Source organism: Haemophilus haemolyticus, assembly GCF_003352385.1.
Taxonomy (GTDB): Bacteria; Pseudomonadota; Gammaproteobacteria; order Enterobacterales; family Pasteurellaceae; genus Haemophilus; species Haemophilus haemolyticus_I.
Genome location: NZ_CP031243.1, coordinates 152,894 through 179,691, shown reverse-complemented (window position 1 = coordinate 179,691; position 26,798 = coordinate 152,894). Strand labels below are relative to the sequence as shown.

Genomic DNA, 26,798 nt, shown 5'->3' with positions numbered 1-26,798 from the left:
CCTAAAATTCAAATTTATAAAGCAAATCAAACACTTGGTTGGTGCTAGAGACGGATTGAAAATAAAGCTGTGGCATTAGGCGATAACGTAAGGTTACTTCTGCTAAGCCATCAAATAAACCTACACCATATTTTATTTGTAAGCGATTGGTAATATTTCCACTTACTGTAACCTTAGATTTATCGCCCACGCCAGATGTACCAAGGTTTAAATCTTGAATACCAAAAGCCTCGCCAATACTTCCCACTAATTTACCGCTCTTTGAAAGCCCTAGGCCAAGCAACGCTGCTCCCACGGAACCACTAGAACCTGCCTCACCACTATTTTCTAATGAACGACCGGTTAACAAATAGGAAAGTGCTTGATCTTGTGGTTTGCTTGGTTCACTGAAAATAGTGACTTCTGGGCTATCGGCTATGCCAATCACTCTCACTCCAGCAGTAATTTTGCTATCTTCCATTGCTTCAGGATTACGAATAGCCTCAATATTCAATGTAGGTTGTGTCGCTTGACCAGAAAAGCTAATAAGCCCTTTCCGAATCAGTAAATCCTGTCCGAAAGAAGCATAGCGACCTTTAGTTAAATTAATCTGACCAAATAAACCTAAATTGCCTTTATCTTGTTTCACAGAAAGTAAACCATCAAGATTGGTTTTCAAACCATAGGCATCAAGGCTAACGTCTTTACCAATATTGATGCGTAAATCAGAGCGAATATCCATGCCTGATTTTGTTTTTGCCGCAAATTCACGTTTAATCAGTTCTTCTTTGCTCTTATGAGGGCCATTTAAAATAACTTCATCTTCGCTCACTGGCTCAGCTGTGTCTGGTAAGCTATCAATTCTAATTCGAGCCCAAGGAATATCCACCGTTCCGCTTAAATTCAATTCTTTCGGATTCGCTTTTACCGTGATATTTGGACTGAAACGTAGTTTCGCCATAGAAGGAATATCCACGTTGAAATTATTTGCCTGAGCATTTAATTCTGTTGTCCAATGTTCAATATTCGCCCAGTTTGCTCGGCCAGTTAAATTTAAACGACTATCGCTAGTTTCAATTTTTCCCTGTAAAGTGGAATTATTACCGTGGAAACGTACGGCAATATCACCATCAGTAATATTGATTGGCATAGATTTTAATTTGGTACGAATATTGCGAATATTGAAGTCACCATTTAATAATGGTTTCTCTAAATTCCCACCGAAACTCAACTTCGAGAGTACCTCACCATTCACAGATTCACCGCTAGTAAGTAGCTGATTTGCGATCGACAAGTTTAGTCGTTCTATTGCAAGGGTTCCGCCAAGTTGGCGATTTTTAGCCAGATCATTTAAATGAATATCACCTACAATCCTGCCTTGGTTATGCACATTGATATCTGTTTTTAAAACCAAATTGTTATTTTGAATGTCGGCGTTAAGGGTTAATTTTGAAATATCCAATTTAAACGTACGGTAATCCAATTTTTGAGAGAAGGCTAAATGATTGCCATCTACTTTTGCGCTAAATTGGAATGGTTTGTCCGTAAACCAAGCAACATTACCTTGCGTTTGTAAATTGCCTTTGAGGCTATCTTGTTCGATAAGTTTATTCACTAAATCCAAATTAACACGTTTAAATTGGAAAGGAATATTCCCTTGCTTGCCTACATTGAATGCTTGGGGGAAACATAATTCTACATCTGTGTTTTGCCAACAATGTGCGGCAATATTGGCTTGTGTTTGTTTGTGATCGTAAGACACCGTAATAGCTTGGTTAGATTTTACATCACCAATAGGTGTATCAAATTTTGCTTGGGAAAGTGTGCCTTTCCACTGCTCCAAAGTGCGGTCAAAATGACCGTTAATTTGTAAATTTGCAGCAACAGGCTCACCTTGGGATTTAAGTGTTAACAGATGATTTTGTTCATCGCCAGATAAGGCGAGATCAAGTAAACGGAGTTTAACACTTTCACCATAATGAAGTTGCTCTGCCTTAACATTGAATTGTCCTTTAGCTAAAGGATCGCTTTTGATATTCCCTTTCGCGCTCGCTTTAGATAATTGGAAACCTTGCAAGTGTAAATTAGACGAGACTAAATCAAGATCAAGGTTTGGATTGGTGAACTGACCAGAAATAGCAGCATGCCCTTTCACATTACCGCTTAAATCAGACCATAAACCACGCAAATTCGGTGCATCGACATCTAATACAAAATCAGAATGGTCATCTAATACACCTCTTGCGTTAAGATGATTTTCACCATATCTAACCTGTAAATCAGGTACTGTTAGAAGTACATTTTGATTAAGCGTTGCGGAGCCTTTTAAGCTGATGGGTTTTGAAGATAGTGTCCCATTTACATCGGCCACTGGCACTTCAACTTGCCAGCCTTGAGATCCAGCAAAACCACGTGAATGCAATTTGCCAGATAGTGTTGCAGGCATTACAGGCACATAAAAACCGATATTCATTTTTTCTAAATCGGCTTGTACATCCCAGTTTGCGCCCTCTTTCCAGCTTACCGCCCCCGCAAATTCACTTTTACCGTCTAACGAAGCTATCCCCAATTTATTGACGGTTACTTCATAAAGTTTGCCATCGGCATTAAGGTCCACTTGAGATGCGGGAATATAATCCATTCCATCTACGCCACCCTTAAGTTCAGCGTGATAATTCAGTAAATCCCCCGTGAGCTTAAGTGTCACATCATTAATTTTGAGTGGCGCCATTGTGTTTACAAAAGCGTATTGTCCTTTTGCCACATTTAATGTGAGGTTTAAGGGCATTTTGTCTTGCGCTAATTGCACTTCTCCATTCAGTTCAGCATCTAATACGCCTTTTGTTTTTAAAGAAAGTGCGGTGGATTTTTTCAATGATCCCGACAGCGTAAGATCGACATCACTCGCTGGCAGAATTTCTTTTCCAGAGGATTTCAACGGCTCCAAATGGGATTTTAAAGTTAAATCTAGTGGCATATCGCCATCAAGTTGTAATTTACCTTGTGAATAAAGATTACCCAACGAGCTTTCTACCGCTAATTTTTGTAATTGCAGTTGGTTATCGACAGTATCCGCCTGTGCAATCAGGCTTGGGATTTCAATAGATTGAAGTGTTTCGCCTTTTTCATTCACCGCTTGATAATGCCAGTTTTTGCCTTTAATCGCGGGGACATGTAAATCAAAAGGAAGAATTATTTCTGATACATTGCCTAAAAAAGCAGGTGTTAGAGATTGCTCAATCGCATCCCAATCTACAGGCTTATTCGGCTGTTCGGCTTGCGGCTCAGGTTTAACTTCGGGCAATTTTTTTGAAATAACTGAAATATCGTTAATTTCAGTCGGCGCAATAGTTAAGCCTTTTTCATTATTTAAACTTACCGCACTTTTAAAATGACTGAGAGTAAGATGAGTCTGATCAATATTTACAGATAAATCTTGTACTGCCAAATTTTCTGCATTGATACTAATTGGCAAGGAAATACGCTTCATCGGGCTAGACTTTGAATCATCAGGCGTAGATGGAGGCAGTAATGCTGTATTAATCGCAATCGTCGGTTTATTAAGGGTGAAATCGCGTAAACAAACCTCACGTGAAAGCAAACAACCGAAATCAAGCTGTAAACGTGCTTGTGCAACATGAGTATCAATCCCAGCGGTTTGATAACGAACATTATTTAACACCAAGCCATTTTGTAGTCCGCCTTCAATTTGCTCAACGGAAAAACTATCAAGCATTTTATCGGCAAGTTGAATTAAACCTCTTTGCCCCGCATCGAAAGAAAGTGCCCCAGCAACACCTAAAACAGGCACCAAAATGACCGCACTTCCGATACAAACAGCCTTGCGCACCCAATGTTTTTTATTAGGCTGCTCAGGTGATTTTGGTGAAGTTTCTGATGGTTGTATTTGTTCTGTCATAAATTCACCTTAAATTTCTGTACCAAGTCCGATGTAAAATTGAATATTTTTGCTGTTATCTTTATCACGAATCGGGGTGGCAATATCAAATTTAATTGCGCCCACTGGTGATGCCCAACGGACACCAATGCCTGCGCCATAACGCAATTCTTTAGTCGTGTAATCATTAGCTGCTAATCCGCTATCTGCGAAGGTCGCCGCCCACCAATTCGGATAAACTTGATATTGATATTCTAAAGAACCCGCAAGTAATCGCGAGCCACCAACCAATTTTCCGTTTTTATTTTTAGGCGCAATTTTTTTATAGCCGTAACCGCGCACACTGCGATCGCCACCAGCAAAGAAACGAAGTGCGGGCGGAATTTTTTCAATATCCTTTGTATGTAAATACCCAACTTCAGCACGAGCAACGATACGGTGATTTTCCGCATAAGTACGAATCCATGCACTAGAAGCTTGCACTTTTACGAAAGACGCTTCCGATAACCAAACTTTGTTACCCACATCAAAAGTGATTTTTTGTACGTCGCCCCAAGTTGCAAAAGAACCGCCACGTAATCGGGTGCGAGTAAATCCGACCGTTGGATAAAGGAGGAAAGTTTTATCGGTTATATCGGCTTGTGTAAAACTATCATATCGCGCACGAAGTCCGCCAAAATATTGCCAGCCATGCGCGTTGTTCCAATAACGTAACGCGGACAACGTAAGCGCTCTTGTATTGGTATCATTCTCTTTTTCACCTTCCCAACCGACAGAGTAATCATAGTAATAATTTAATGGATTTTTAAGTAGAGGCATTCGATAAGTTGCCTCTAAAGTTTGTTTTGGGGCAGAGAGATAAAGATTAGTGCGGAAACTATGTCCACGGCTATTAATCCAAGGCTTTGTCCAACCAATTTGGGTGTGCACGCCACCATCAGTTGCAAAGCCCACACCGAGTTCCATCGCATTTTTTTTACGTGGATAAAGAATAATCTCCACATCCACAGTTTTGTTTTTATGATTAACATTAGGTTGAACTAATACTGAGCTAAACCAATTTGAAGATGAAAAATCGCTGGTTAAATCCGATAAGTTATTCATTAAATACGGATCACCAGATTTGATGTTAAGAATATTATTTAAGTAATCATCCCGAATTTGTGAATGGCTAAAAGTAATATTGCCATAATGATAACGAACGCCGCTATCAAATAACATTCGCCACCATGCTTGATGGGTTTCAGGGCTGATTTCTAAACGTGAAATTTTAAATTCCCCATCAAAATATCCACGATTTAATGCTAAACGTGAGATCGCTGTTTTGTAATCATCATAAGTCTGGTGTTCAACCAAAACGCCTTCTTTCGGCAAGTTTTTACGTAACGCATCAAAATTTTCATCTTGTGCGGCTTCTCCTTCAATTTGCACATCAGTGCCTGCAATTTTTGTTGGCTCGCCTGGTGTAACGTACGCAATCAACAAATCGCGTTTGCCTTGACGCTGTTTTCGTTCAAAACGCACGGAAGATTCATAATAACCAAATACACGCAAACCACGATCCACAGCTTGAGTGACTAAATGTTGATAGCGTTCGGAGCCATCCATTTCTTCTTTATTAATCAGATGAACATTGAGATCCGTATTACGAACAGCACGGAAACCACGGATACCTTGAACTTCAATATCAACGGTTTGTTCAGCAAATGCGGGAAAGCAACTTAATGCCAAAAAAAGTGCGGTGAGTTTTAGCGATATTTTTTTCATTTTGAGGGCTAAAATTTTTTGAGTGAATTGCGCTATAGTCTACCGAGAAGTTCGTTAGGATCCAATATTTACAGCGTATTTTGTCAGGTTTTTAATAAAAAAATACCGCACTTCATTGCTAAAATGCGGTAATGTTTTTGGCTGTTTTAATTAATGACCACCGCAGCCACAGCTGCCGTGACCATGTCCGTGCCCGTGACCACCGCCGCAGCATCCGCTGTGTTCGTGCTCATGGTCGTGATGGTGGTGATGACCACCACAGCCACAACCGTGACCTTCTTCGTCATCATCGTGGTGGTGGCTATGCGCACCATGAACATGGCCGTGTGCGATTTCTTCTAACGTTGCTTCACGCGTTGCAACAACTTCAACCGTGAAATGTAATTCTTGACCAGCTAACATGTGATTTCCATCAACTACAACTTCATCGCCATCGATTTCAGTAATCACCACTGGAACTGGACCAATGTCAGTATCCGCTAAGAAACGCATGCCGACTTCAAGCTCATCAACACCTTGGAATACATCTTTTGGTACACGTTGAACCATATTTTCACTGTATGCGCCATAACCTTCTTCAGGTTGTACACGTACTTCAAATTTGTCGCCTACTTCTTTACCTTCAAGCGCTTTTTCAAGACCGATCACTAAATTATTGTGGCCCTGTAAATATTCTAGAGGTTGATTCGCTGGAGCTTCATCGACCAATACGCCATCTTGTGTGCGAACTTGGTAAGCAATGCTCACCACTACATTTTTTGCTACTTTCATTATGTTTTCCTTATAAAAATCCGTTAAAAAAGCCGTATCATTGTAACGAAAATTATTCCGCGCGCAATGCTAAAATTTAATAGCCTTTCATTATTTAACTTTAACAAATTTTAAATTAATGTGGCTTTGTTTTTAAATTTAGGCTGTGTTATCAATGCCAACACTTGCAAAGCTGGCCTGTTATACGGCAAAATCAAATAATTATATTAACAAGCAAGCAGAAAAATTATGGCCGAAATCACCAAAGAAACCTTGTTTTCATCAAACACCCAAGCTGAAAACGAACAGCTAAGCATATTAAAACGCCATTTCCCAAATTGTTTTGATAAACAAGGTGCATTTTTGCCTGAAAAAATGGCGGAAGCGTTGCAATCAAACGGCATTAAAACAGAAAAAGAAAGCTACAGCCTCAATTGGCTGGGCAAATCCTATGCCAAAATTTTAAAAGACAGGCAGCCTGAAACGCTTTTAGCGGAAGATATTGAACACAACCAAAAACCGGAAAATCAAAATAGCGAAAACATACTGATTCAAGGCGATAATTTGGAAGTATTAAAACACCTAAAACACGCCTATAAAAATCAGATCAAGATGATTTACATCGATCCGCCGTACAACACAGGTTCAGACGGTTTTGTTTATCAAGATGACCGAAAATTTACGCCGCAGCAGTTGGTTGATTTGGGGATGGATTTGGAAGAAGCCAAGCGTGTGCTGGAATTTGCTGCTAAAAAATCCAATTCACACAGTGCGTGGCTGACGTTTATGTATCCGCGTTTGTATATTGCGCGTGAATTGTTGCGTGATGACGGCGTGATTTTTATTTCTATTGATGATAATGAACAAGCACAATTAAAACTACTTTGTGATGAAGTGTTTGGGGAAGAGAATTTTGTAGCCCTTTTATCTGTTGAAAATAACCCAAAGGGACGAAAAAATTCAAAATTTATTTCAGTTTGTAATGATTATTGTCTAATTTATGCTTTAAATTATGATAAAAGTTATTTTGTTGAAAATGTTCCAAAAAATATAAATGATTTAGCTTTAGACGAATTTGGTAATTATGTTCATAACAGTGGAAAACGAGTTTTAGTTGGAGAGAATGACTTTAATAGTTTAGTAAGTGGCTTTAATTCTGAGAAACATTATAGTGTCTATTTTAACACTAGCACTAAAGATTTCATTATAAAAAAAGAATATAAACTAGATGAGATAGACTTAAATCTAACTTCAAACGGATATACCAGATATATATCATATCAAGGAAATAATTTTGCTGAAAATACTTATACTGCCGAAAAAATCAATCAATTATTTTTAGAAAACGCACTAGAGTTTAAAGAAAATAAAATATATGAAAAAAATTTTAGTACAACAATCCGATTAAAAAGCATCTTATTTAATAAAAAATATAAAGGTGTTATTCAAAATAAAAAAATGGATGTTGAGTTTGATTTTAAAACGACATCAGCAGGTACAATGTTAAAAAACATATTTAAAATAAAAAATGATATTTTTTCAGCTCCTAAAAATATAAATTTTATTCAAACATTAATGACGTTAATTGATGATAAAGATTTAACTATCCTAGACTTTTTCGCTGGTTCAGGCACAACCGCTCACTCTGTGATGCAATTAAATGCTGAAGACAAAGGCAATCGTAAATTTATTTGCGTGCAACTACCCGAACCGACAGACGAAAAATCCGAAGCCTATAAAGCGGGCTATAAAACCATTTTTGACATCACAAAAGCTAGAATTGAAAAAAGTGCGGTTAAAATTCGTCAAGATTTTAAAGAAACAACCACAGATTTAGGTTTTAAAATTTTCAAAACCGAACCGCACTTTCAGACGGCATTGAATACTGATTTTGACCCACAAATTGATTTCTTGCCGAAAAACAACTTAACCGATGAACAACTCCACCAGCTTTTAACCACTTGGCGAGTGTTTGACGGTTGCAGACTGACTGAAAAAGTTGAAACCGTTGATTTAGTAGGTTATACCGCTTATTACTGCCGTCAACATTTATATTTATTGGCAAGCGGTTTTACATCAGAAAGCGTAAAAGCCCTGATTGAACACTTGGATAACGATAAGGATTTTGTGCCTGAACGCATTGTGTTATTTGGCGAAAATATAGATAGCGCGATGCAAAAAGAATTGGCGCAAGCGGTAAAAACCTATGCCAATAAAAAAGGCTTGAACAATTTAAGCGTATTGGCGAGGTATTAAAATGGCAGGTTTTACTTACGAAAAAAATTTGCCCCATCAAGAGCGAGCGATTGAATCCGTTTTGGCAGTGTTTGACCGTGTACATTTAAATAAAAATGTGCAAACAGATGAAAATCCCTTAATTGAATTTGCAGGCGACCTGAAAACGGATAATTTGCAAAAAATCCAACAAGCCAATAACGTGGGCGATATAGCGTTATCTCATAGCAATGTGCTTGATATTTCAATGGAAACGGGGACAGGCAAAACTTATACCTACACAAAAACGATGTTTGAGCTCAATCGTGTGCTGGGTGTGTTTAAATTTATCGTGGTTGTACCCACTATTTCCATTAAAGCTGGAACGAAAAACTTTTTGCAAAGCGCGTCGCTTGCAGAACATTTTCGCAAGGATTTTGCAGGGCAATATGGCGAAACAGAAATTGAATTGTATGTAGTAGAAAGCCAAAAAAACAAAGCAAAAAAAGCCTTTATGCCCTCTGAAATTGTGCGTTTTGTGGGGGCGGAAGATAAGCAGAAAATCCACGTCTTATTGATTAATGCAGGTATGATCAACTCTGATACAATGGCGGGAAAAGATAAGGGCAATGACGGCAGCCGTTTGATTAAAGATAAGTTTTCTGTGCCCTTTGAGGCCTTGGCTTCAACTAATCCCTTTGTGATTATTGATGAACCGCATAAGTTTGATAAAAATGGCGTTACTTGGCAAAACATACAAAAATTTAATGCTCAATTTATCTTGCGATATGGGGCAACATTCCCTAGTGTTGAAGTAAATAAAAAAGATGAAAACGGCAAAAATGTTAAAAATGAACAAGGAAAAATTGTTAAATTAACCATACAAAAATATGAAAACTTACTTTATCGATTAAGTGCGATTGATGCGTTTAATGATGATTTAGTAAAAGGCATTCGTGCGTTTACTGAACAAATTGACGGCGATAATGGCGAGCGGATTAAACTGATTGATTTAGACGGCAAAGAAGCGACGTTTATTTTAGATAAACAAGAATTTAAGTTAAGTAAAGGCGAAAATTTAAACCATATTCATCAAGCCATTAGCGATTTGTTTGTGTCTGAAATGAATAAAAGCGTGCTGGTGTTGAGCAATGGTATTGAGTTGAAAAAAGGCGATACCATCAATCCGTATTCATACAGCGATACTGTGCGGGATAAAATGATGCGACAAGCGATTAGAGAGCATTTTGTCTTGGAAAAAGAATTGCTTACGAGAAATGGTGGACGGATTAAACCTCTCACATTATTTTTCATTGATGATATTGCAGGCTATCGTGATGAGAAAAATCAACTTTCAGGCGGTCTGAAAACCATTTTTGAGCAAATGGTAAAAGCGGAATTAGAACATCGTTTGCAAACAGAAAATGATGAATTTCTACGCCAATATTGGCAAACGGCATTAAACGATATTGCCAAAACTCACGGTGGCTATTTTTCGCAGGATAACAGCGATAAAGACGACAAAATTGAGCAAGAAGTAAATGAAATTTTGCACGATAAAGAAACCTTGTTATCGCTTGCTAATCCACGTCGTTTTGTGTTTTCCAAATGGACGTTGCGAGAGGGTTGGGACAATCCTAATGTGTTTCAAATTTGCAAATTGCGTTCTAGTGGCTCTGAAACGAGCAAATTGCAGGAAGTCGGTCGTGGCTTACGTTTACCTGTAAATGAATATATGGCAAGAGTAAAAGATCACGCCTTTTTCTTGAATTATTTTGTGGATAATAGCGAAACGGATTTCGTTAAAAAATTAACTGATGAAGTGAATAGTGCGGTGGTAAAACCGATTGTTTTTATGGCTTTAACTGATGAATTAATTAAGAAAATTCAGACGGCTTATCCTGATCTCAGTAAGAAACAGATTCGCAATCAATTGGCAGATTTAACCGATGACGATGATGTCTTTTTGGAAAATGGCTTTGCTGAAACGAAAAAATTATTCCCAAAAGCCTTTGAAAGTTCAGGCAGCCTGAAAGATGGAAAAATCAAACGTTCAGGCGAAAAAGTTGAAAAAGTCAAAATGCGTATCGCTAAATATGATGAATTAAAATCCTTATGGGAAGCGATTAACCAAAAAGCCTTGTTGCAATACAAAATCAAAGATGAAGATGAATTTTTGAGTTTGTTTATCCGTTATCTGAAAGAAAATGCGGATAAATTTACGGCAACCGGCATACGCACCGTACAAAATAAAATTCGTGTGGATAATGGTTTATTGTCTGCCACTGAAACAAGAAGCCTGAATGATGAAGTTTTTGAACCGATTAATACGCTGAATTATCGTGAGTTTTTATTGAAATTATCGCAAACGGCTTTGATTCAAATGCAGACTTTGCACAAGGCATTTTTTTCGCTTCGTGATGTGTTGGAGATTTCAAAATTCCTGAATGAACGCACGATTCACACGATAAAAGCAGGGTTTGACCGCTGGTTATTGCTCAATTCCTTTAATGCGTTTGAAGTAGGATTTAGCCGTGTGGGTGGCAGTGTTCACCCAACAAAATTTACGGATAATCAAGGCAAGGCGTTGGCAGAAGTGAATGCTTCGGATTTAGGCACACAGTTTGATTCGGGTAGTCCATTGGCTGAATTTTTGTTTGAAAGTGTGTTTTTTGATAGTGAATTGGAACACGCAAACATCACGAAAAATCAAGTAAAAGAAGTGATTGTGTTCACCAAAATTCCCAAAAATTCCATCAAAATCCCTGTGGCAGGCGGCGGTACATACTCGCCCGATTTTGCTTATATTATAAAAACAAGCTCGGGCGACACGTTGAATTTGATTGTAGAAAGCAAAAATGTACCAGACGATCAATCTTTACGTTCGGAAGAGCAGCAAAAAATTAAACACGCAGAAAAATTGTTTAATCTCGTTGCATCGGATACGAAAATTGTGTTCAAAACCCAATTTGAGAAAGATGAAATTGTGAATGTGATAAAAAATGCACAGCAACAATGATGAGTAGTTTGTTTTTCTCATACCTAAAAAATAACCGCACTTATTAAGTGCGGTTAAAAAGAATAATTAATGTACACGAGGTTCTTCTTCATCATCAAAAAATTCCCCATCGTCACCGTATTCATCGTCATCGGCATTTGGGTCTTCAAAATAAGTTCCCCAACCATCATAAATGCCTTTGTATTTTTCTAATAACGGAAGTATTTCTTTTTGTTGCGCATCAATAATCTCCGCTTTTAATTCTACTTCACTGATAATGTCAAAGCAGAAAATAGGTTTTCCGTCATCATCTTCAAATTCTTCCGCTTCGGACACTTCATAACCGGCTTTAAACGCATCTACAGCGATTTTTTCTAACAAATCAAAATCGTGATGAGCAATATGATGCTCAATAATGTAAAGCGCATCCGGGTCACTACCATCGTTAAGTAAATCAGCGATAATTTCACGGGTTTCTGCTTGTAACTCAGCCAATTTTGACATAATAAAATCCTTCAACAAGAACAAAAGTGCGGTTATTTTAGTGGATAAATCACGAAAAGTCGCATAGAATTTCGCACAATTATTTTCTATAAAAAAGAGCCCTTAACTATGCTCGAACAACTCCCTTATTTGGCATTAAAAACACCGCCAAAAACCACCGCACTTTTAAAGGCTGAATGTGCGGATTTTATTGTAAAAGAGCATTTGGGCTATGAAATATCAGGCGATGGAGAGTTTGTTGCGTTGTATGTACGCAAAACAGATTGTAACACCTTATTTGTTGGCGAAAAATTAGCTAAATTTGCGGGTGTTTCTGAACGCAATATGGGATATGCGGGGTTGAAAGATCGTCGAGCAGTGACAGAACAATGGTTTTGCTTGCAAATGCCAGGAATGGAAACGCCCGATTTCAGTCAATTTGAATTAGATGGCGTAGAGATTTTAACGGTTACTCGACATAATCGAAAAATTCGCACGGGTAGCCTTGAGGGAAATTATTTCGATATTTTATTACGCGGTGCAGAAGAATCTGATGAGCTTAAAGCGCGGTTAGATTTTGTAGCAAATTTTGGTTTCCCCAATTATTTTACGGAACAACGTTTTGGTCGGGATGGACATAACCTCACGCAAGCATTGCGTTGGGCGCAAGGGGAAATCAAGGTAAAAGATCGCAAAAAACGCAGTTTTTATCTTTCCGCCGCGCGCAGTGAAATTTTTAATCTAGTTGTGGCTGCGCGTATTGTAAAGGGCGCAACAAATCAAGTTTTGCCAAACGATATTGTGCAATTATCAGGTTCGCACAGTTGGTTTAAAGCAGATGAAAAAGAAGATTTAAATGCCTTGCAAGTGCGGTTAGAAAATCAAGATATTTTACTCACTGCTCCTTTAATTGGTGAAGATGCTTTGGTGGCAAGTGATATTGAAAATGAAATTGTGAGCCGACATTCAGCTTTCGATCCTTTAATGAAACAAGAAAGAATGAAGGCAGCACGTCGCCCATTATTGATGAAAGCAAAAGGGTTTTCTTGGGCATTTGAGCCAGAAGGCTTGAGTTTAAAATTTTATTTGCCAGCGGGCAGTTATGCCACGGCATTAGTTCGTGAGTTAGTAAATTATACAGAAGCATAAGGAAGTACAATGCGAATTTTAGTCAGTAATGATGACGGTTTTCATGCGGAAGGCATTCAAGTTTTAGCAACAGAATTAAGAAAAATTGCCGAAGTCATTGTTGTTGCCCCCGATCGTAATCGAAGTGCGGCATCAAGCTCGCTCACATTAGTGGAGCCACTGCGCCCACGCCATTTAGACAGTGGCGATTATTGTGTGAACGGCACACCAGCAGATTGTGTACATTTAGCGTTAAATGGATTTTTATCTGGTCAAGTTGATTTGGTTGTGTCAGGCATTAATGCGGGTTGTAATATGGGCGATGATACGATTTATTCTGGCACTTTGGCGGCAGCACTTGAAGGTCGTCATTTAGGTTTGCCCGCTATTGCGGTTTCGTTAGATGGTCGTCAGCATTATGAAACAGCGGCACGAGTGGTGTGTGATCTCATTCCAAAATTACATCATCAATTATTAAACCCTCGTGAAGTGATTAACATCAATGTACCAGACTTACCTTTTGAGGAATTAAAAGGCTACAAGGTATGTCGTTTGGGTTATCGTGCATCCTCAACAGAAGTGATTAAGCAAAAAGATCCTCGTGATGAAACCATTTATTGGATTGGCCCTTCAGCATTACCCGAAGATGAAAGCGAGGGAACAGATTTCCATGCGGTGAAAAATGGTTATGTGTCTATCACGCCAATTCAGGCAGATCTTACTGCACATCACTCACTTTTGGCTTTACAAGATTGGTTAGCGCAGGAATAATGGCTTGTGTTAGCAAATAGAGAATAAATATGAAAATTTTCGGCGCGATGTATGATAAGACGATGGAATGGTCAAAACATCGTTTTGCTACTTTTTGGCTCTCTTTTGTAAGTTTTATCGAGGCAATATTTTTTCCTATTCCGCCCGATGTGATGTTGATCCCAATGTCTATGTCAAAGCCGAAAAGTGCGGTGAAATTTGCATTTTATACAGCAATTGCTTCTGTCATCGGTGGAGTGATTGGTTACGCAATTGGTTATTATGCAACGGATTGGGTGGAAAACATTGTACAACAATGGGGATATGGTGCGCATTGGGTAAAAGCCATCAGTTGGTTTGAGCAATGGGGCGTATTAGTTGTGTTTGTGGCGGGTTTTAGCCCAATTCCTTACAAGGTATTTACTCTCTGCTCTGGCGTGATGCAAATGGCATTTTTCCCTTTTGCCATTACCGCATTTGTTTCACGTTTAGCTCGTTTCTTGCTGGTGGCAAAATTAGCCGCATGGGGCGGTGAAAAATTCTCAGCAAAATTGCGAAAATCTATTGAAATTATTGGTTGGTCAGTGGTGGCACTGGCTGTCATTGCTTACTTTATATTGAAAAACTAGGATAAAAAATGAATAAATTAGGTCTTATTTTAATGACTGGATTAGCATTAGTTGGATGTGCATCTGAACCAGTTAAAGATCCAGATGCATTACCAAATGGCATTATGCAACCTGTAGAAGGCACAGGTGCCGTTGCTGGCGGTAGTTTTATGCCAGAAATTCAAAAAAACACAATGCCAGCACAAATGAAATAATAAAGGAACAATAAGGAATTACTATGAAAAAATCGTTTCTCTTACTCCCTTTAAGTATTGTTGTATTATCAGCTTGTACCTCTAATTCTCCTGCGCCAATTACCAATGCAGATAACACGCTTTCACCTGGTATTATGCAACCTGTAAATGGTGAGAGCACGGGCGGTTCTTGGCAACCTGAAATTCAAAAAAACACGGTACCACCAATGGGTGGTATTCCAACAGGCGTGCAAACACCACAGCCAAATTTCCAACCAACCTATCAACAGCCTGCCATGCCAGCAGCGCCTGCTCAACCGGCATTCAAACCTGCACAGCCAGCGTTTCAGCCAGTTCAAAAACCAGCAGCGCCAACACAAGCTCCAGCGCCAGCTGTGCAAACAAAAACAATCACTAAAACAGTTTCTGATTGCGTAGGTTCGCAACATATTAATGTTCCACGCAATCCCAATACTAATGCACCAGATTATAGCCAAATTGAAAAAGGCTCTTACAAAGGCAATACCTATAAAGTAAACAAAGGCGATACCATGTTCTTAATCGCTTACTTGGCGGGGATTGATGTAAAAGAATTAGCAGCATTGAACAACATGACAGAGCCTTATAGCTTGAGCCTAGGTCAAACTTTAAAAATCTCTAATTGTGGCACAAAAACAGTGACAACAACGGTTCCTGTAAAACAACCTGCTGCGGCAGCAACGACAACAACTGCGGCTGCACCGACTGCGCCAGCAGAACCTGCAGTCACCTATACGCCAGGTGCAAATGGTACGCAAATGGGATCTGATGGCACAATCATTGGCCCAATTAAATCTGGAGCAGGTGTAGCGAATAGCACACCAGCAATGGTACCAGTTGCGACAACACCAGTTGCCCCTGCGACAACACCATCAGTACCAACAACACCAGTAGAGAACACCAATAGCACACCGATTAATGCCAATGTTGTTGCGCCAATCGCATCGAATGTTGCATGGCAATGGCCGACTTCAGGTAATATCATTCAGGGTTTCTCCAATACTGATGGCGGAAATAAAGGGATTGATATTAGTGGCTCTCGTGGACAAGCGGTAAAAGCGGCTGCATCAGGTCGCGTAGTGTATGCTGGCAATGCTTTACGTGGTTACGGTAATTTAATCATCATCAAACATAATGATGATTTCTTAAGTGCTTATGCGCATAACGACAAAATTCTTGTAACCGATCAACAAGAAGTCAAAGCTGGTCAAGAAATCGCAAAAATGGGTAGCTCTGGTACAAATACTGTGAAACTCCACTTTGAAATTCGCTATAAAGGTAAATCAGTGGATCCTGTACGTTACCTCCCAAGACATTAATCTTCCTCTAAAAAGAGCGGTGAAAAATCTCAACAAATTTTCACCGCTCTTTTTTTATTAAAAATATTCTGTGAGACATATCACAAAATAAAAAAATAATAGATGACAATGTTATATTTTATATTATTCTGATAATGCTTCGTAGTTAGAAGTTAGTGTTAAGTTTTATTAAGTTTCTCTTCTCTTAAAAGGAGTTTAATATGCTCAACTTGCTCTCTCCTAACCAAACTTGGGTTCTTGTTGATCCAAGATTATCTTTTTATTTTCCCATAATTCTTTAATCCTTTCTCATTAACCATCAAAGTGTTTTCATTTTAGAAAATAATTTTTTATTTAAACTAAGCAAATTAATTTTTGGGGATTTTGCTATGGAAAATTTTAAACATTTACCTGAACCTTTCCGCATTCGTGTTATTGAACCAGTAAAAAGAACTACTCGTGAGTATCGTGAACAAGCGATCTTAAAATCAGGCATGAATCCATTTTTATTGGATAGTGAAGATATTTTCATTGACTTGCTCACAGATAGCGGTACTGGTGCTGTTACACAAGATATGCAGGCTGCAATGTTACGTGGTGATGAAGCCTATAGTGGCAGTCGCAGTTATTATGCGCTAGCTAAAGCAGTGAAAGATATTTTTGGTTATGAATATACAATCCCTACTCACCAAGGCCGTGGTGCTGAACAAATTTATATTCCGGTATTGATTGCTAAACGTGAACGTGAGAAAGGTTTAGAACGCAGCAAAATAGTGGTTTTCTCTAACTATTTCTTTGATACCACACAAGGACATAGCCAAATTAATGGGGCAACGGTTCGTAATGTTTATATAAAAGAGGCATTTGATACAACAGCAAAACATCCATTTAAGGGTAATTTCGATTTAGAAAAATTAGAAAAAGGCATTCAAGAAGTGGGAGCACATAATGTACCTTACATTGTATGTACCATTACTTGTAACTCTGCGGGAGGTCAGCCAGTTTCTATTGCAAATTTAAAAGGCATGTATGAAATTGCGCGTAAATACGATATTCCAGTCATCATGGATTCAGCTCGTTTTGCAGAAAACGCCTATTTTGTTCAACAACGTGAAGAAGCTTATAAAGACTGGACTATTGAACAAATTACTTACGAAAGTTATCGATATGCTGATGGTTTAGCGATGTCCGCCAAAAAAGATGCGATGGTGCCAATGGGTGGTATTTTAGCGTTTAAAGATAAATCAATGGAGGAAGTCTATCACGAATGTAGAACGCTTTGTGTTGTGCAAGAAGGGTTCCCTACTTATGGTGGTTTAGAAGGGGGGGCAATGGAACGCTTGGCTGTTGGCTTACATGATGGTATGCGCCAAGAATGGCTGGCTTATCGTATCGCGCAAATTGAATATTTGGTTGCAGGCTTAGAAAAAATTGGTGTGCCTTGTCAACAACCAGGTGGCCACGCAGCGTTCGTAGATGCGGGTAAATTATTACCACATATTCCAGCCGACCAATTCCCAGCACAAGCACTTTCTTGCGAACTTTATAAAGTTGCAGGTATAAGAGCGGTAGAAATTGGCTCATTTTTATTAGGACGAGATCCGAAGACTGGTAAACAACTACCATGTCCAGCAGAGCTTTTACGCTTAACTGTACCACGTGCAACTTATACGCAAACTCATATGGATTTCATTATTGAGGCGTTCCAAAAAGTGAAAGAAAATGCAGAGAATATTAAGGGTTTAACCTTTACTTATGAACCAAAAGTTCTCCGCCACTTTACGGCACGTTTAAAAGAAGTTGAATAATATCACGAAAAATGCAGTTCATTTTGAACTGCATTTTTTTATCAACAGCTAACTCAATAATTTGTTATTGATAAGGATGTTCTATGAAAAAACAACCTTCCATTTTTGGTGGTGCCTGTATTATTGCTAGTGTTTGCGTCGGAGCTGGAATGCTTGGTTTACCAACATCTGGTGCTGGAGCTTGGACAATATGGTCAGCATTAGCAATTTGCTTAACGATGATAATCATGACATTATCAGGCTGGTTATTACTTGAGGCCTATTCTACTTATGATTTAAGAGCATCATTTAGTACCGTAACTAAAGATATGCTCGGTTCAACTATCAATTCTATTAATAATCTTGCTGTGTATTTTGTCGGGGGTATTTTACTTTATGCTTATACCACTGCATCTGGCGGTATACTAGAAAACCTTATTAAACCGTGGATTGATTTTGGTTCATCTACATTGGCAATTTGTTCCACTGTATTTGTATTAGTCTTTTCCTTCTTTGTTTGGCATTCCACTCGCATTGTAGACAGAATATCTGTTTTATTGATTGTATTCATGGGGTTTACTTTTATTTTTAGTACTTATGGATTAGCAACTAATATTAGTTTAGATACTTTATTAGATATTGGTGGAAAAGATACAAACTATGCAAAATATGCGGTAGGAATGTTTCCTGTTGCGTTAACATCTTTCGGTTACCATCATTCTGTTTGTACGATGCGAGCCTACTATGGGGAAGAGAAAAAAGCTAAATATGCCATTTTAGGTGGAACAGCAATTGCTCTTACGCTTTATTTACTTTGGATTTTTTCAATTTTTGGAAATTTACCTCGCGATCAATTTGCACCAGTAATAGCTAGTGATGGCAATCTAGATATATTACTCAATGCTTTAGGTGGGGTAATAGAATCTAACACGGTTAAACAAATGATTAATGCCTTTTCCATTGCCGCAATTTTGTCATCTTTTATTGGCGTAGGATTAGGGGTATTTGATTATTTGGCTGATTTCTTTAAATTTGATAATTGTAAAATTGGACGAACAAAGTCATGGGCTGTGACTTTTCTACCTCCACTAATTATGTCAATTTTATTTCCATTGGGTTTCTTAAAAGCCATTGGATATGCCGGCGCAGTAGCGACAATTTGGACTTGCATAATTCCCGCACTTCTTGCTTATAAATCTCGCAAAATAAATGCAGCAGCAACAACATTCCGAGTTTTTGGTGGAAATGGATTAATAATCTTCATTGCATTATTTGGTGTTTTTGTGGCTATTTTCCATTTTCTAGCAATGTTTGACTATTTGCCTGTCTTTAAAGGATAAATACCAACCTCAAGAGCGGTGAAAAATCTCAACAAATTTTCACCGTTCTTTTTTTATCTAGCTTTTTCCCCTTTCGGCACCTAAAATAGCTGCCACAAAACCTATCTTTATTCAGTTTCAAAGCAGGTAATTAGATGATTTCCGAAGAAAGTTTCCAACAACATACGCCAATGATGCAACAATATCTAAAACTCAAAGCAGAGAATCCAGATATTTTGTTATTTTATCGCATGGGGGATTTTTACGAGTTGTTTTATGACGATGCGAAAAAAGCAGCGGCATTGTTGGATATTTCTTTGACGAAACGAGGTCAATCTGCAGGGCAACCCATTCCAATGGCAGGAGTGCCTTATCATGCAGTGGAAGGCTATTTAGCAAAATTAGTGCAGTTAGGCGAATCTGTGGCGATTTGCGAACAGATTGGCGATCCTACCGCAAGCAAAGGACCAGTAGAACGCCAAATTGTGCGAATTGTTACACCCGGTACGGTAAGTGATGAGGCGCTTTTGCCAGAGCGCCAAGATAATCTGATTGCAGCAGTATATCAAGAGAAAGAAAAATTTGGATTAGCCACTTTAGATATGACCTCTGGCCGTTTTCAGCTTTGTGAACCTGCAGATAAAGAAACATTACGTGCGGAATTGCAACGTATTGCCCCCGTAGAATTGCTGTATTGTGAAGAATTTAATGAAATGGCTGCAATTGAACATTGCAAGGGATTACGCCGTCGCCCGATTTGGGAGTTTGAACTTAGCACTGCCATTACGTTACTAAATCGCCAATTTGGCACAAAAGATTTACGCGCCTTTGGTGTGGAAAAATCCCCTCTAGGCTTAAGTGCGGCAGGTTGTTTATTGCAATATGCAAAAGAAACCCAACGTACCGCATTGCCACATATTCAAAGCATTAGTTTGATTCAAAATCAAGACTGCATTCAGTTAGATGCCGCCACTCGCAGAAATCTTGAATTGACGCAAAACCTTGCGGGTGGCACAGAAAATACGCTAGCGTCTGTATTGGATAAATGCGTTACGCCAATGGGCAGTCGCTTATTGAAACGTTGGATTCATCAGCCTATTCGTGATGTGGAAAAATTAAAACAACGCCAACAAGCGATTGCGGAAATTCTGAATTTTGATTTGGTTGATGAACTCCAACCTTATTTGCAATTAGTCGGTGATATGGAGCGTATTTTAGCGCGTGTGGCGCTACGTTCAGCGCGTCCTCGCGATCTTACTCGCTTGCGCACGGCGTTAGAACAAATTCCAGAATTACGCACGATTGTGCAACAAAAAACACCGCCATTTTTAACCGCACTTTTCAGCCAAATTGCCGATTTCAGCGAGCAGTGCGATTTATTGCAGCGTGCATTGATTGAAACACCTCCGCTTTTAATTCGGGATGGTGGCGTGATTGCTGAAGGTTACCACGCCGAGTTGGACGAATGGCGTATGTTGTCTGATGGCGCAACTCAATATTTAGAAAATCTCGAAAAACGTGAGCGTGAAAGCACAGGAATTGATACGTTAAAAATCGGTTTTAATGCAGTGCATGGTTATTACATTCAAATTAGCCAAGGCCAAGCGCATAAAGCGCCAATTCATTATGTTCGCCGTCAAACCCTGAAAAATGCAGAGCGTTACATTATTCCTGAACTCAAAGAATATGAAGACAAAGTGCTGAAATCGAAAGGCGCAGCGTTAGCATTAGAAAAGCAGCTTTACGATGAATTATTTGATTTATTATTACCACACTTAGGCGCGTTACAACTGGCGAGCCTCGCACTTTCTGAATTGGATGTATTGGTTAATCTTGCCGAGTGCGCTGATACCCTTAATTACGTGATGCCAACATTCTGTGATGAAGTAAGTGTGAAAATTGAAAATGGTCGTCATCCTGTCGTGGAACAAGTATTAAAAGATCCTTTCATCGCCAACCCAGTGGAACTCAATCACAATCGTCATTTATTAGTTATCACAGGGCCAAATATGGGCGGTAAAAGTACTTATATGCGCCAAACCGCATTAATTACATTGCTGGCGTATATCGGCAGCTTTGTACCAGCAGACAGCGCGCGAATTGGGCCGATTGATCGTATTTTTACTCGAATTGGTGCGTCTGATGATTTAGCTTCAGGGCGTTCAACCTTTATGGTGGAAATGACTGAAATGGCAAATATTCTTCATCAAGCCACTGCGCAAAGTCTCGTGCTTATTGATGAAATTGGACGCGGCACATCCACTTATGATGGCTTATCCTTAGCTTGGGCTTGTGCAGAATGGTTAGCCAAAAAAATCCGCTCACTTACATTATTTGCCACCCATTATTTTGAATTAACTGCATTGCCGGAACAGCTAGAAGGCATCGCCAATATTCACTTAGATGCCCTTGAGCATAACAATACCATCGCCTTTATGCATGCCGTACAAGATGGCGCAGCAAGTAAAAGTTATGGTTTGGCAGTTGCGGCTTTAGCAGGCGTGCCACAATCTGTTATTAAACTGGCAAAACAGAAATTGACACAATTAGAAAAAACATCAGACCATTCAGCCGATCAGCAAATTCAGGCATTGCGTGAAGCCAATCACACTCAAGGTGAATTATTCTTTGAACAAGAAACGGATGCACTAAGAGAGGCTATTGAAAAACTGGATCCCGATGATTTAAGCCCTAAACAAGCCTTGGCATATTTGTATCAGTTAAAGAAAATGGTGGGATAACATCATATAAAAGTGCGGTGAAATTGATCTGACCCCAAAAAGTTAGACCTTTATTTAAAGGATTGTTTTCGATATTGTATCGGACTCAGTCCTTTTAATTTTAGTTGAATCCGTCGGTGATTATAGTAATCCAAGTAATCCTTACAGCTTTGGTCTGAATGTAAAATGTTTCGCTTTATTTAAGTTGTTTTGTTCTTTGCTGGCTCCTGTACTATCCATGTTGTCAAAAATAGGAAGGTTATATTAATCCGTTTTTTTATGATATCTGCACCATGGCATTATTGGACTAAAAATCTGATAGTTTTACGTTATGAACTCACTTCACGTGATAATACCAATTGGGAGTGGTTTATTAGTTAGAATAGTGAGTGGATAGATTACAGGAATGCTTTTCGGCTTCACTGATTTCATCACCTAATTGTTTAATTAAATCTTTCAATTTTTCAAAATCTACAGAGTCAGCTTAGTTCAATGAGTGATTTTTTTCTGCTTTTTATTAGCATGACTCAATTAAATTTTTTAACATAATTAGTCCTTTATTTAGATTTAATTAAGATTGATTATAAAAAGATATCGAATAATATATAAAGTGTGAAAATTATTTAAAATTCAAATTTTAATATTTTTTGATACATTTAGTAGATATTTGGGGCTGATGTAGATTAGCAAGTGTACCAGTCTATAAAATGAAGATAACTTATTCTAAATTAAAGAAATATATACAAAATAAGCTCCTTTAATTTTTTGTATTAGAAATTACAGCCCGAGCAGAGGCTGATTTACTCGGTATCAAAGCCAATTCAGCAATTTTGTTTTTCCGAAAAATTCCTAAAGTCATTAGCTATCATTTAGCCCTTGAAGCCGATGAGGTTTTTGATGATCAAATTGAGCTTGATGAAAGCTATTTTAGCGGTCATCGTAAAGGAAAACGAGGTCGAGGCGCAGCAGGAAAAGTTGCCGTATTCGGTTTGTTAAAGCGACAAGGAAAAGTATTTACAGTCGTGGTAGAAAATACCAAAACAGAGACATTAATGCCTGTTATTGTGAGGAAAATCAAGCCTGACAGCTGGGTTTATACCGATACTTATCGAGGCTACGATGCCCTTGATGTGAGCAAATTTCACCACGAACGAATCAATCATTCCGAACTTGCGGAGAAACAAAACCATATAAATGGAATAGAAAATTTCTGGAGTCAGGCGAAGAGAATCCTCCGAAAATATAATGGAATCGACCGAAAAAACTTTCCTTTATTCTTGAAGGAATGTGAATTTCGGTTTAACTTTGGAGTACCAAAAGAACAGCTTAAAATATTGAGAAAATGGTGTGGTATTTAGGGCTAATCTACGTCAGCCCCCTAAATCATTTCTACCAAATATTTTTTCCTTATGCAAATACCCACATAAGATAATTTCTTAATGAAAGAATATGTAGCTCCTTTTAAGTGGGAATCAAGGGCGGGGATTGTCAGTTTTCACAAGCCCCAAGAGAGGCTTGTGAAGTATAGTCCCTTATAGGGGGATAAAAACCTCTTGTTTTACGTACGAATTGTCATTTAGTAAAGTACCCGAGCACGAATTGTGCCATCGATTTCCTTCAATTTCGTCAGTAATGGCGATGCATCATTCGTTTCTACATCAACGACAACATAACCAATTTTCGGGTCAGTTTGTAAATATTGCGCGGCAATATTGAGGTTGGCTTCGACGAAAATTTGGTTCAGTTTATTCAATACACCGGGACGATTTTCGTGAATATGTAATAAGCGTTTTGTTCCCTCATGTTCTGGTAAAGATACTTCTGGGAAGTTTACCGAAGAAAGCGTTGAGCCATTGTCTGAATATTTAACAAATTTGCCAGCCACTTCAAAACCGATATTTTCCTGTGCTTCTGCTGTTGAGCCACCGATATGTGGAGTTAAAATCACATTATCAAATTCGCGTAACGGTGAGACAAATTCTTCATTAATTGACGCAGGTTCAATTGGGAATACATCAATTGCGGCACCGTGAATTTTCCCGTCTTTTAAGGCTTGAGCGAGAGCATCAATATCTACCACTGTGCCACGCGCAGCATTGATCAAAATTGCCCCTTGTTTTAATTGTGCGATACGTGCTGCGTTCATTAAGTTTTTGGTAGATGGCAGCTCTGGAACATGTAATGAAACCACATCGCAAGAACTGAGTAATTCTTCAAGGCTACGAACCTGTTTGGCATTGCCAAGCGGAAGTTTATTTTCAATATCGTAGAAATATACATCCATGCCTAATGATTCAGCAATAATACTTAACTGTGAGCCTATGTGGCCGTAGCCAATAATTCCTAGTTTTTTACCCCGCACTTCATGAGCTCCCGCCGCTGATTTATTCCAGACGCCACGATGTACTTCGGCATTAGCCTGCGGCACATTGCGCATAAGTAATAAAATCTCGCCTAATACAAGTTCTGCGACGGAACGAGTGTTTGAAAATGGGGCATTAAATACAGGAATTCCACGCGCTTTTGCCGCATTTAGATCCACTTGGTTGGTGCCAATACAGAAACATCCCACTGCGATTAATTTGGGTGCGGCTTCAATCATTTCTGCGGTTAAATGGGTGCGAGAACGCAAGCCGATAAAGTGCGCATCTTTAATGGCTTCTTTTAATTCATTACCATCTAGTGCTTTTTTATAGTAATCAATATTGGTATAGCCTGCCGCATGGAGTGTATCAAGTGCGCTTTGATGCACACCTTCAAATAATACAAATTTGATTTTTGATTTGTCTAGAGAGACTTTGTTTGCCATGTTTTCTTCCTTATGATTTTTATTATGAATTAGTCAATAATTTTGGCGCCTTCAGGCGTACCGACAATCACAACGTCTGCGCTACGTAACGCGAATATTCCGTTAGTGACGACACCCGCAACGTTGTTTAATTCTTTTTCCATTTCGACTGGATTTAAAATAGTGAAGTTGTGCACATCTAAAATCACATTGCCGTTGTCAGTTACCACTCCTTCACGATATTCAGGCGCGCCACCAAGTGCGGCTAATTTTCTGCCTACTTGTGAACGAGCCATTGGAATAACTTCAACTGGTAATGGGAAAGTCGAACCTAACACATCTATTTGTTTACTAGAATCCACAATACAAATAAATTTTTTCGCTAATGCAGCGACGATTTTTTCACGAGTGAGTGCTGCGCCGCCGCCTTTAATCATCATTTTTTGTGGATTGATTTCATCTGCTCCATCCACATAAATATCTAAGCTAGAGACATCATTTGCATTAAATACTTCGATACCTTGTTTACGTAATAATTCTTCTGATGCTTTTGAAGCCGCAACTGCGCCTTGAATTTTATCTTTGATTGTACCTAAAGCCTCAATAAAGCAGTTCACCGTGGAGCCGCTTCCCACGCCAACAATTGTGTCAGCTTTTACATATTGTAATGCGGCTTGTGCGGCGAGTTTTTTCATTTCTAATTGATTCATTTCTTTTCCTTATTTTAATAAGTAAACGATTGCGTTACTTTATTACGAGAGTATTTAATAAACAAGTGTAATTTTTCAGCAATGAGAGGTTTAACAGATGAGCTACGATTCCGTTAAAAATAATTCCAATAGTTCATTGAGAAATAATTTGCCATGCTCAGTGATTTGCCAAGAATCAGCGTTTTCCACAATATAGTTTTGTTGAATGGCAAAATCAATTTGATTTTTCACCGCACTTTGCGATAAACCTGTGTAATCTTCAAATTCTTGTTTGGGCACCGCTTCTAACAAACGAAAGCGATTCATGAAAAATTCAAAAGAGCGGTCAATTTCTGGCACGTTTTTTTCTTCGTAAAGATATTCGCCACGCAAATAACCTTTCGGGTGTTTTGTTTTAGAAAAGCGGGTAATTTCTCCATTTGGGAAGGTCAGTTTTCCATGTGCGCCACAGCCAATGGCTAAATAATCCCCAAACCGCCAATAATTCAAATTATGTTTACATTGAAAACCCGCTTTTGCGTAAGCCGAGGTTTCATATTGCTGATAGCCTGCTGCGGTTAAAAGTTGGTGACCTTGCTCAAAAATATCCCAAAGTTCATCGTCATCTGGCAATTTAGGTGGGCGGTAAGCAAACATCGTATTTGGCTCAATAGTGAGCTGATACCAAGAAAGGTGAGGAGGAGATAGCTCAATAGCTTGGTGAAGATCATCTAAGGCCTCTTCCAAAGTTTGGTTTGGCAAACCGTGCATTAAATCCAAATTGAAACTTTTTAGCCCAGAAACTTTCGCTAAATTGACCGCACTTTTTGCCTCCGCTGCATTATGAATTCGCCCAAGACGCCGTAATTTGTCATCATTAAAACTTTGTATCCCCATAGAAATTCGCGTAACGCCTGCAGATACATAACCTTTAAAACGTTCAGCTTCTACCGTGCCAGGATTCGCTTCTAATGTGATTTCAATATTATCTTCAAAATCAATCTGCGTTTTTATTTCTTTTAAGAGATACGCAATGCTTTCTGACGAGAACAAACTTGGCGTACCACCACCAATAAAAATTGAATGGAGTTTTCGCTGTTGAATAGAATCTTTAAAGCACTGTAAATCAGTTTGTAGATCTTCTAGAAGGTGATGAATATAGTCTTGTTCTGGTATATCGCCTTTTTGTGCGTGCGAATTAAAATCACAATAAGGGCATTTTTGAACGCACCATGGAATGTGAACATAAAGGGAAAGTGGAGGAAGTTTGAGCATGCTGTTATTAACAAGTTTTAAATGTGAGAACAGTTAGAAAAAGTACAAATTAACGTTGTGTAAATATGAAATTTTAGCTGACACTGTGAATGTTGATAAAAAGGGCCTGTTTTC

At 38.7% G+C, this 26,798-nt stretch carries 18 protein-coding genes and 2 pseudogenes; 12 read left to right on the top strand and 8 right to left on the bottom strand.

All coding sequences use genetic code 11. The annotated features are described in order from the left end of the window. Window position 1: 1 nt before the first annotated feature. The 3 genes from tamB to slyD all read right to left on the bottom strand — a co-directional run bounded on the left by tamB (window position 2) and on the right by slyD (window position 6,415). Window positions 2-3,898 (bottom strand): autotransporter assembly complex protein TamB, encoded by a 3,897-nt coding sequence (tamB, locus tag DV428_RS00925; protein WP_114908361.1) that lies wholly within the window; start codon window positions 3,896-3,898, stop codon window positions 2-4. 9 nt (window positions 3,899-3,907) lie between these two features. Next, entirely contained in the window at window positions 3,908-5,644 is a 1,737-nt protein-coding gene (tamA, locus tag DV428_RS00920; RefSeq protein ID WP_114908360.1) for an autotransporter assembly complex protein TamA, read from the bottom strand. A 150-nt stretch (window positions 5,645-5,794) separates the two neighbouring features. Next, entirely contained in the window at window positions 5,795-6,415 is a 621-nt protein-coding gene (slyD, locus tag DV428_RS00915; RefSeq protein WP_114908359.1) for a peptidylprolyl isomerase, read from the bottom strand. A gap of 228 nt (window positions 6,416-6,643) precedes the next feature. Here slyD and DV428_RS00910 point away from each other — a divergent pair, with 228 nt between their 5' ends. Together DV428_RS00910 and DV428_RS00905 are read left to right on the top strand one after the other, a co-directional pair. After that, on the top strand, window positions 6,644-8,650 hold the full coding sequence (locus tag DV428_RS00910) for a site-specific DNA-methyltransferase (protein WP_114908358.1): 2,007 nt from the start codon (window positions 6,644-6,646) through the stop codon (window positions 8,648-8,650). A gap of 1 nt (window position 8,651) precedes the next feature. Further along, the gene (locus tag DV428_RS00905) at window positions 8,652-11,627 is read left to right on the top strand and encodes a type III restriction-modification system endonuclease (protein WP_114908357.1); all 2,976 of its coding nucleotides are present in this window, start codon (window positions 8,652-8,654) and stop codon (window positions 11,625-11,627) included. A gap of 66 nt (window positions 11,628-11,693) precedes the next feature. On the opposite strand, the gene rraB is transcribed toward DV428_RS00905, so the two are convergent. Further along, window positions 11,694-12,110: a ribonuclease E inhibitor RraB gene (rraB, locus tag DV428_RS00900; protein WP_114908356.1), complete on the bottom strand. Its 417-nt coding sequence runs from the start codon at window positions 12,108-12,110 to the stop codon at window positions 11,694-11,696. Between the two features lie 108 nt (window positions 12,111-12,218). On the opposite strand from rraB, the gene truD reads away from it, so the two are divergent. The 9 genes from truD (at window position 12,219) to mutS (ending at window position 21,953) form a co-directional block, all read left to right on the top strand. Next, the gene (gene truD, locus DV428_RS00895; protein ID WP_114908355.1) at window positions 12,219-13,238 is read left to right on the top strand and encodes a tRNA pseudouridine(13) synthase TruD; all 1,020 of its coding nucleotides are present in this window, start codon (window positions 12,219-12,221) and stop codon (window positions 13,236-13,238) included. Window positions 13,239-13,247: 9 nt separating this feature from the next. Beyond that, entirely contained in the window at window positions 13,248-13,988 is a 741-nt protein-coding gene (gene surE, locus DV428_RS00890; protein WP_114908354.1) for a 5'/3'-nucleotidase SurE, read from the top strand. A 29-nt stretch (window positions 13,989-14,017) separates the two neighbouring features. After that, window positions 14,018-14,596: a YqaA family protein gene (locus tag DV428_RS00885; RefSeq protein ID WP_114908353.1), complete on the top strand. Its 579-nt coding sequence runs from the start codon at window positions 14,018-14,020 to the stop codon at window positions 14,594-14,596. Window positions 14,597-14,604: 8 nt separating this feature from the next. Continuing rightward, window positions 14,605-14,790: a hypothetical protein gene (locus DV428_RS00880; protein WP_114908352.1), complete on the top strand. Its 186-nt coding sequence runs from the start codon at window positions 14,605-14,607 to the stop codon at window positions 14,788-14,790. 23 nt (window positions 14,791-14,813) lie between these two features. Next, the gene (gene nlpD / locus DV428_RS00875) at window positions 14,814-16,127 is read left to right on the top strand and encodes a murein hydrolase activator NlpD (RefSeq protein WP_114908351.1); all 1,314 of its coding nucleotides are present in this window, start codon (window positions 14,814-14,816) and stop codon (window positions 16,125-16,127) included. Window positions 16,128-16,327: 200 nt separating this feature from the next. Next, window positions 16,328-16,408, top strand: coding sequence for a tryptophanase leader peptide (gene tnaC / locus DV428_RS09815; protein ID WP_080565571.1), 81 nt, complete (start codon window positions 16,328-16,330; stop codon window positions 16,406-16,408). Between the two features lie 87 nt (window positions 16,409-16,495). Further along, window positions 16,496-17,914 carry a tryptophanase gene (gene tnaA / locus DV428_RS00865; RefSeq protein ID WP_114908350.1) on the top strand — a complete coding sequence of 473 codons (1,419 nt, stop codon included), beginning with the start codon at window positions 16,496-16,498 and terminating at the stop codon, window positions 17,912-17,914. 83 nt (window positions 17,915-17,997) lie between these two features. Continuing rightward, window positions 17,998-19,233: an aromatic amino acid transporter gene (locus DV428_RS00860; RefSeq protein ID WP_114908349.1), complete on the top strand. Its 1,236-nt coding sequence runs from the start codon at window positions 17,998-18,000 to the stop codon at window positions 19,231-19,233. 134 nt (window positions 19,234-19,367) lie between these two features. Then, entirely contained in the window at window positions 19,368-21,953 is a 2,586-nt protein-coding gene (gene mutS, locus DV428_RS00855) for a DNA mismatch repair protein MutS (RefSeq protein ID WP_114908348.1), read from the top strand. A gap of 50 nt (window positions 21,954-22,003) precedes the next feature. Here mutS and DV428_RS09810 read toward each other — a convergent pair. Then, window positions 22,004-22,108, bottom strand: a pseudogene (locus tag DV428_RS09810) (IS3 family transposase); the annotation flags it as partial. A 531-nt stretch (window positions 22,109-22,639) separates the two neighbouring features. Here DV428_RS09810 and DV428_RS00845 point away from each other — a divergent pair. Then, window positions 22,640-23,290 (top strand): annotated as a pseudogene (locus DV428_RS00845) (IS1595 family transposase). Window positions 23,291-23,508: 218 nt separating this feature from the next. Here the strand turns inward: DV428_RS00845 and serA are convergent. The 3 genes from serA to hemW form a co-directional block, all read right to left on the bottom strand. After that, window positions 23,509-24,741, bottom strand: coding sequence for a phosphoglycerate dehydrogenase (gene serA / locus DV428_RS00840; RefSeq protein ID WP_114908346.1), 1,233 nt, complete (start codon window positions 24,739-24,741; stop codon window positions 23,509-23,511). Between the two features lie 29 nt (window positions 24,742-24,770). Next, entirely contained in the window at window positions 24,771-25,430 is a 660-nt protein-coding gene (gene rpiA / locus DV428_RS00835) for a ribose-5-phosphate isomerase RpiA (RefSeq protein WP_114908345.1), read from the bottom strand. Window positions 25,431-25,532: 102 nt separating this feature from the next. Further along, a complete protein-coding gene (gene hemW / locus DV428_RS00830) occupies window positions 25,533-26,684 on the bottom strand; it encodes a radical SAM family heme chaperone HemW (protein WP_114908344.1) in 1,152 nt (383 codons plus the stop codon). Window positions 26,685-26,798 lie beyond the last annotated feature (114 nt).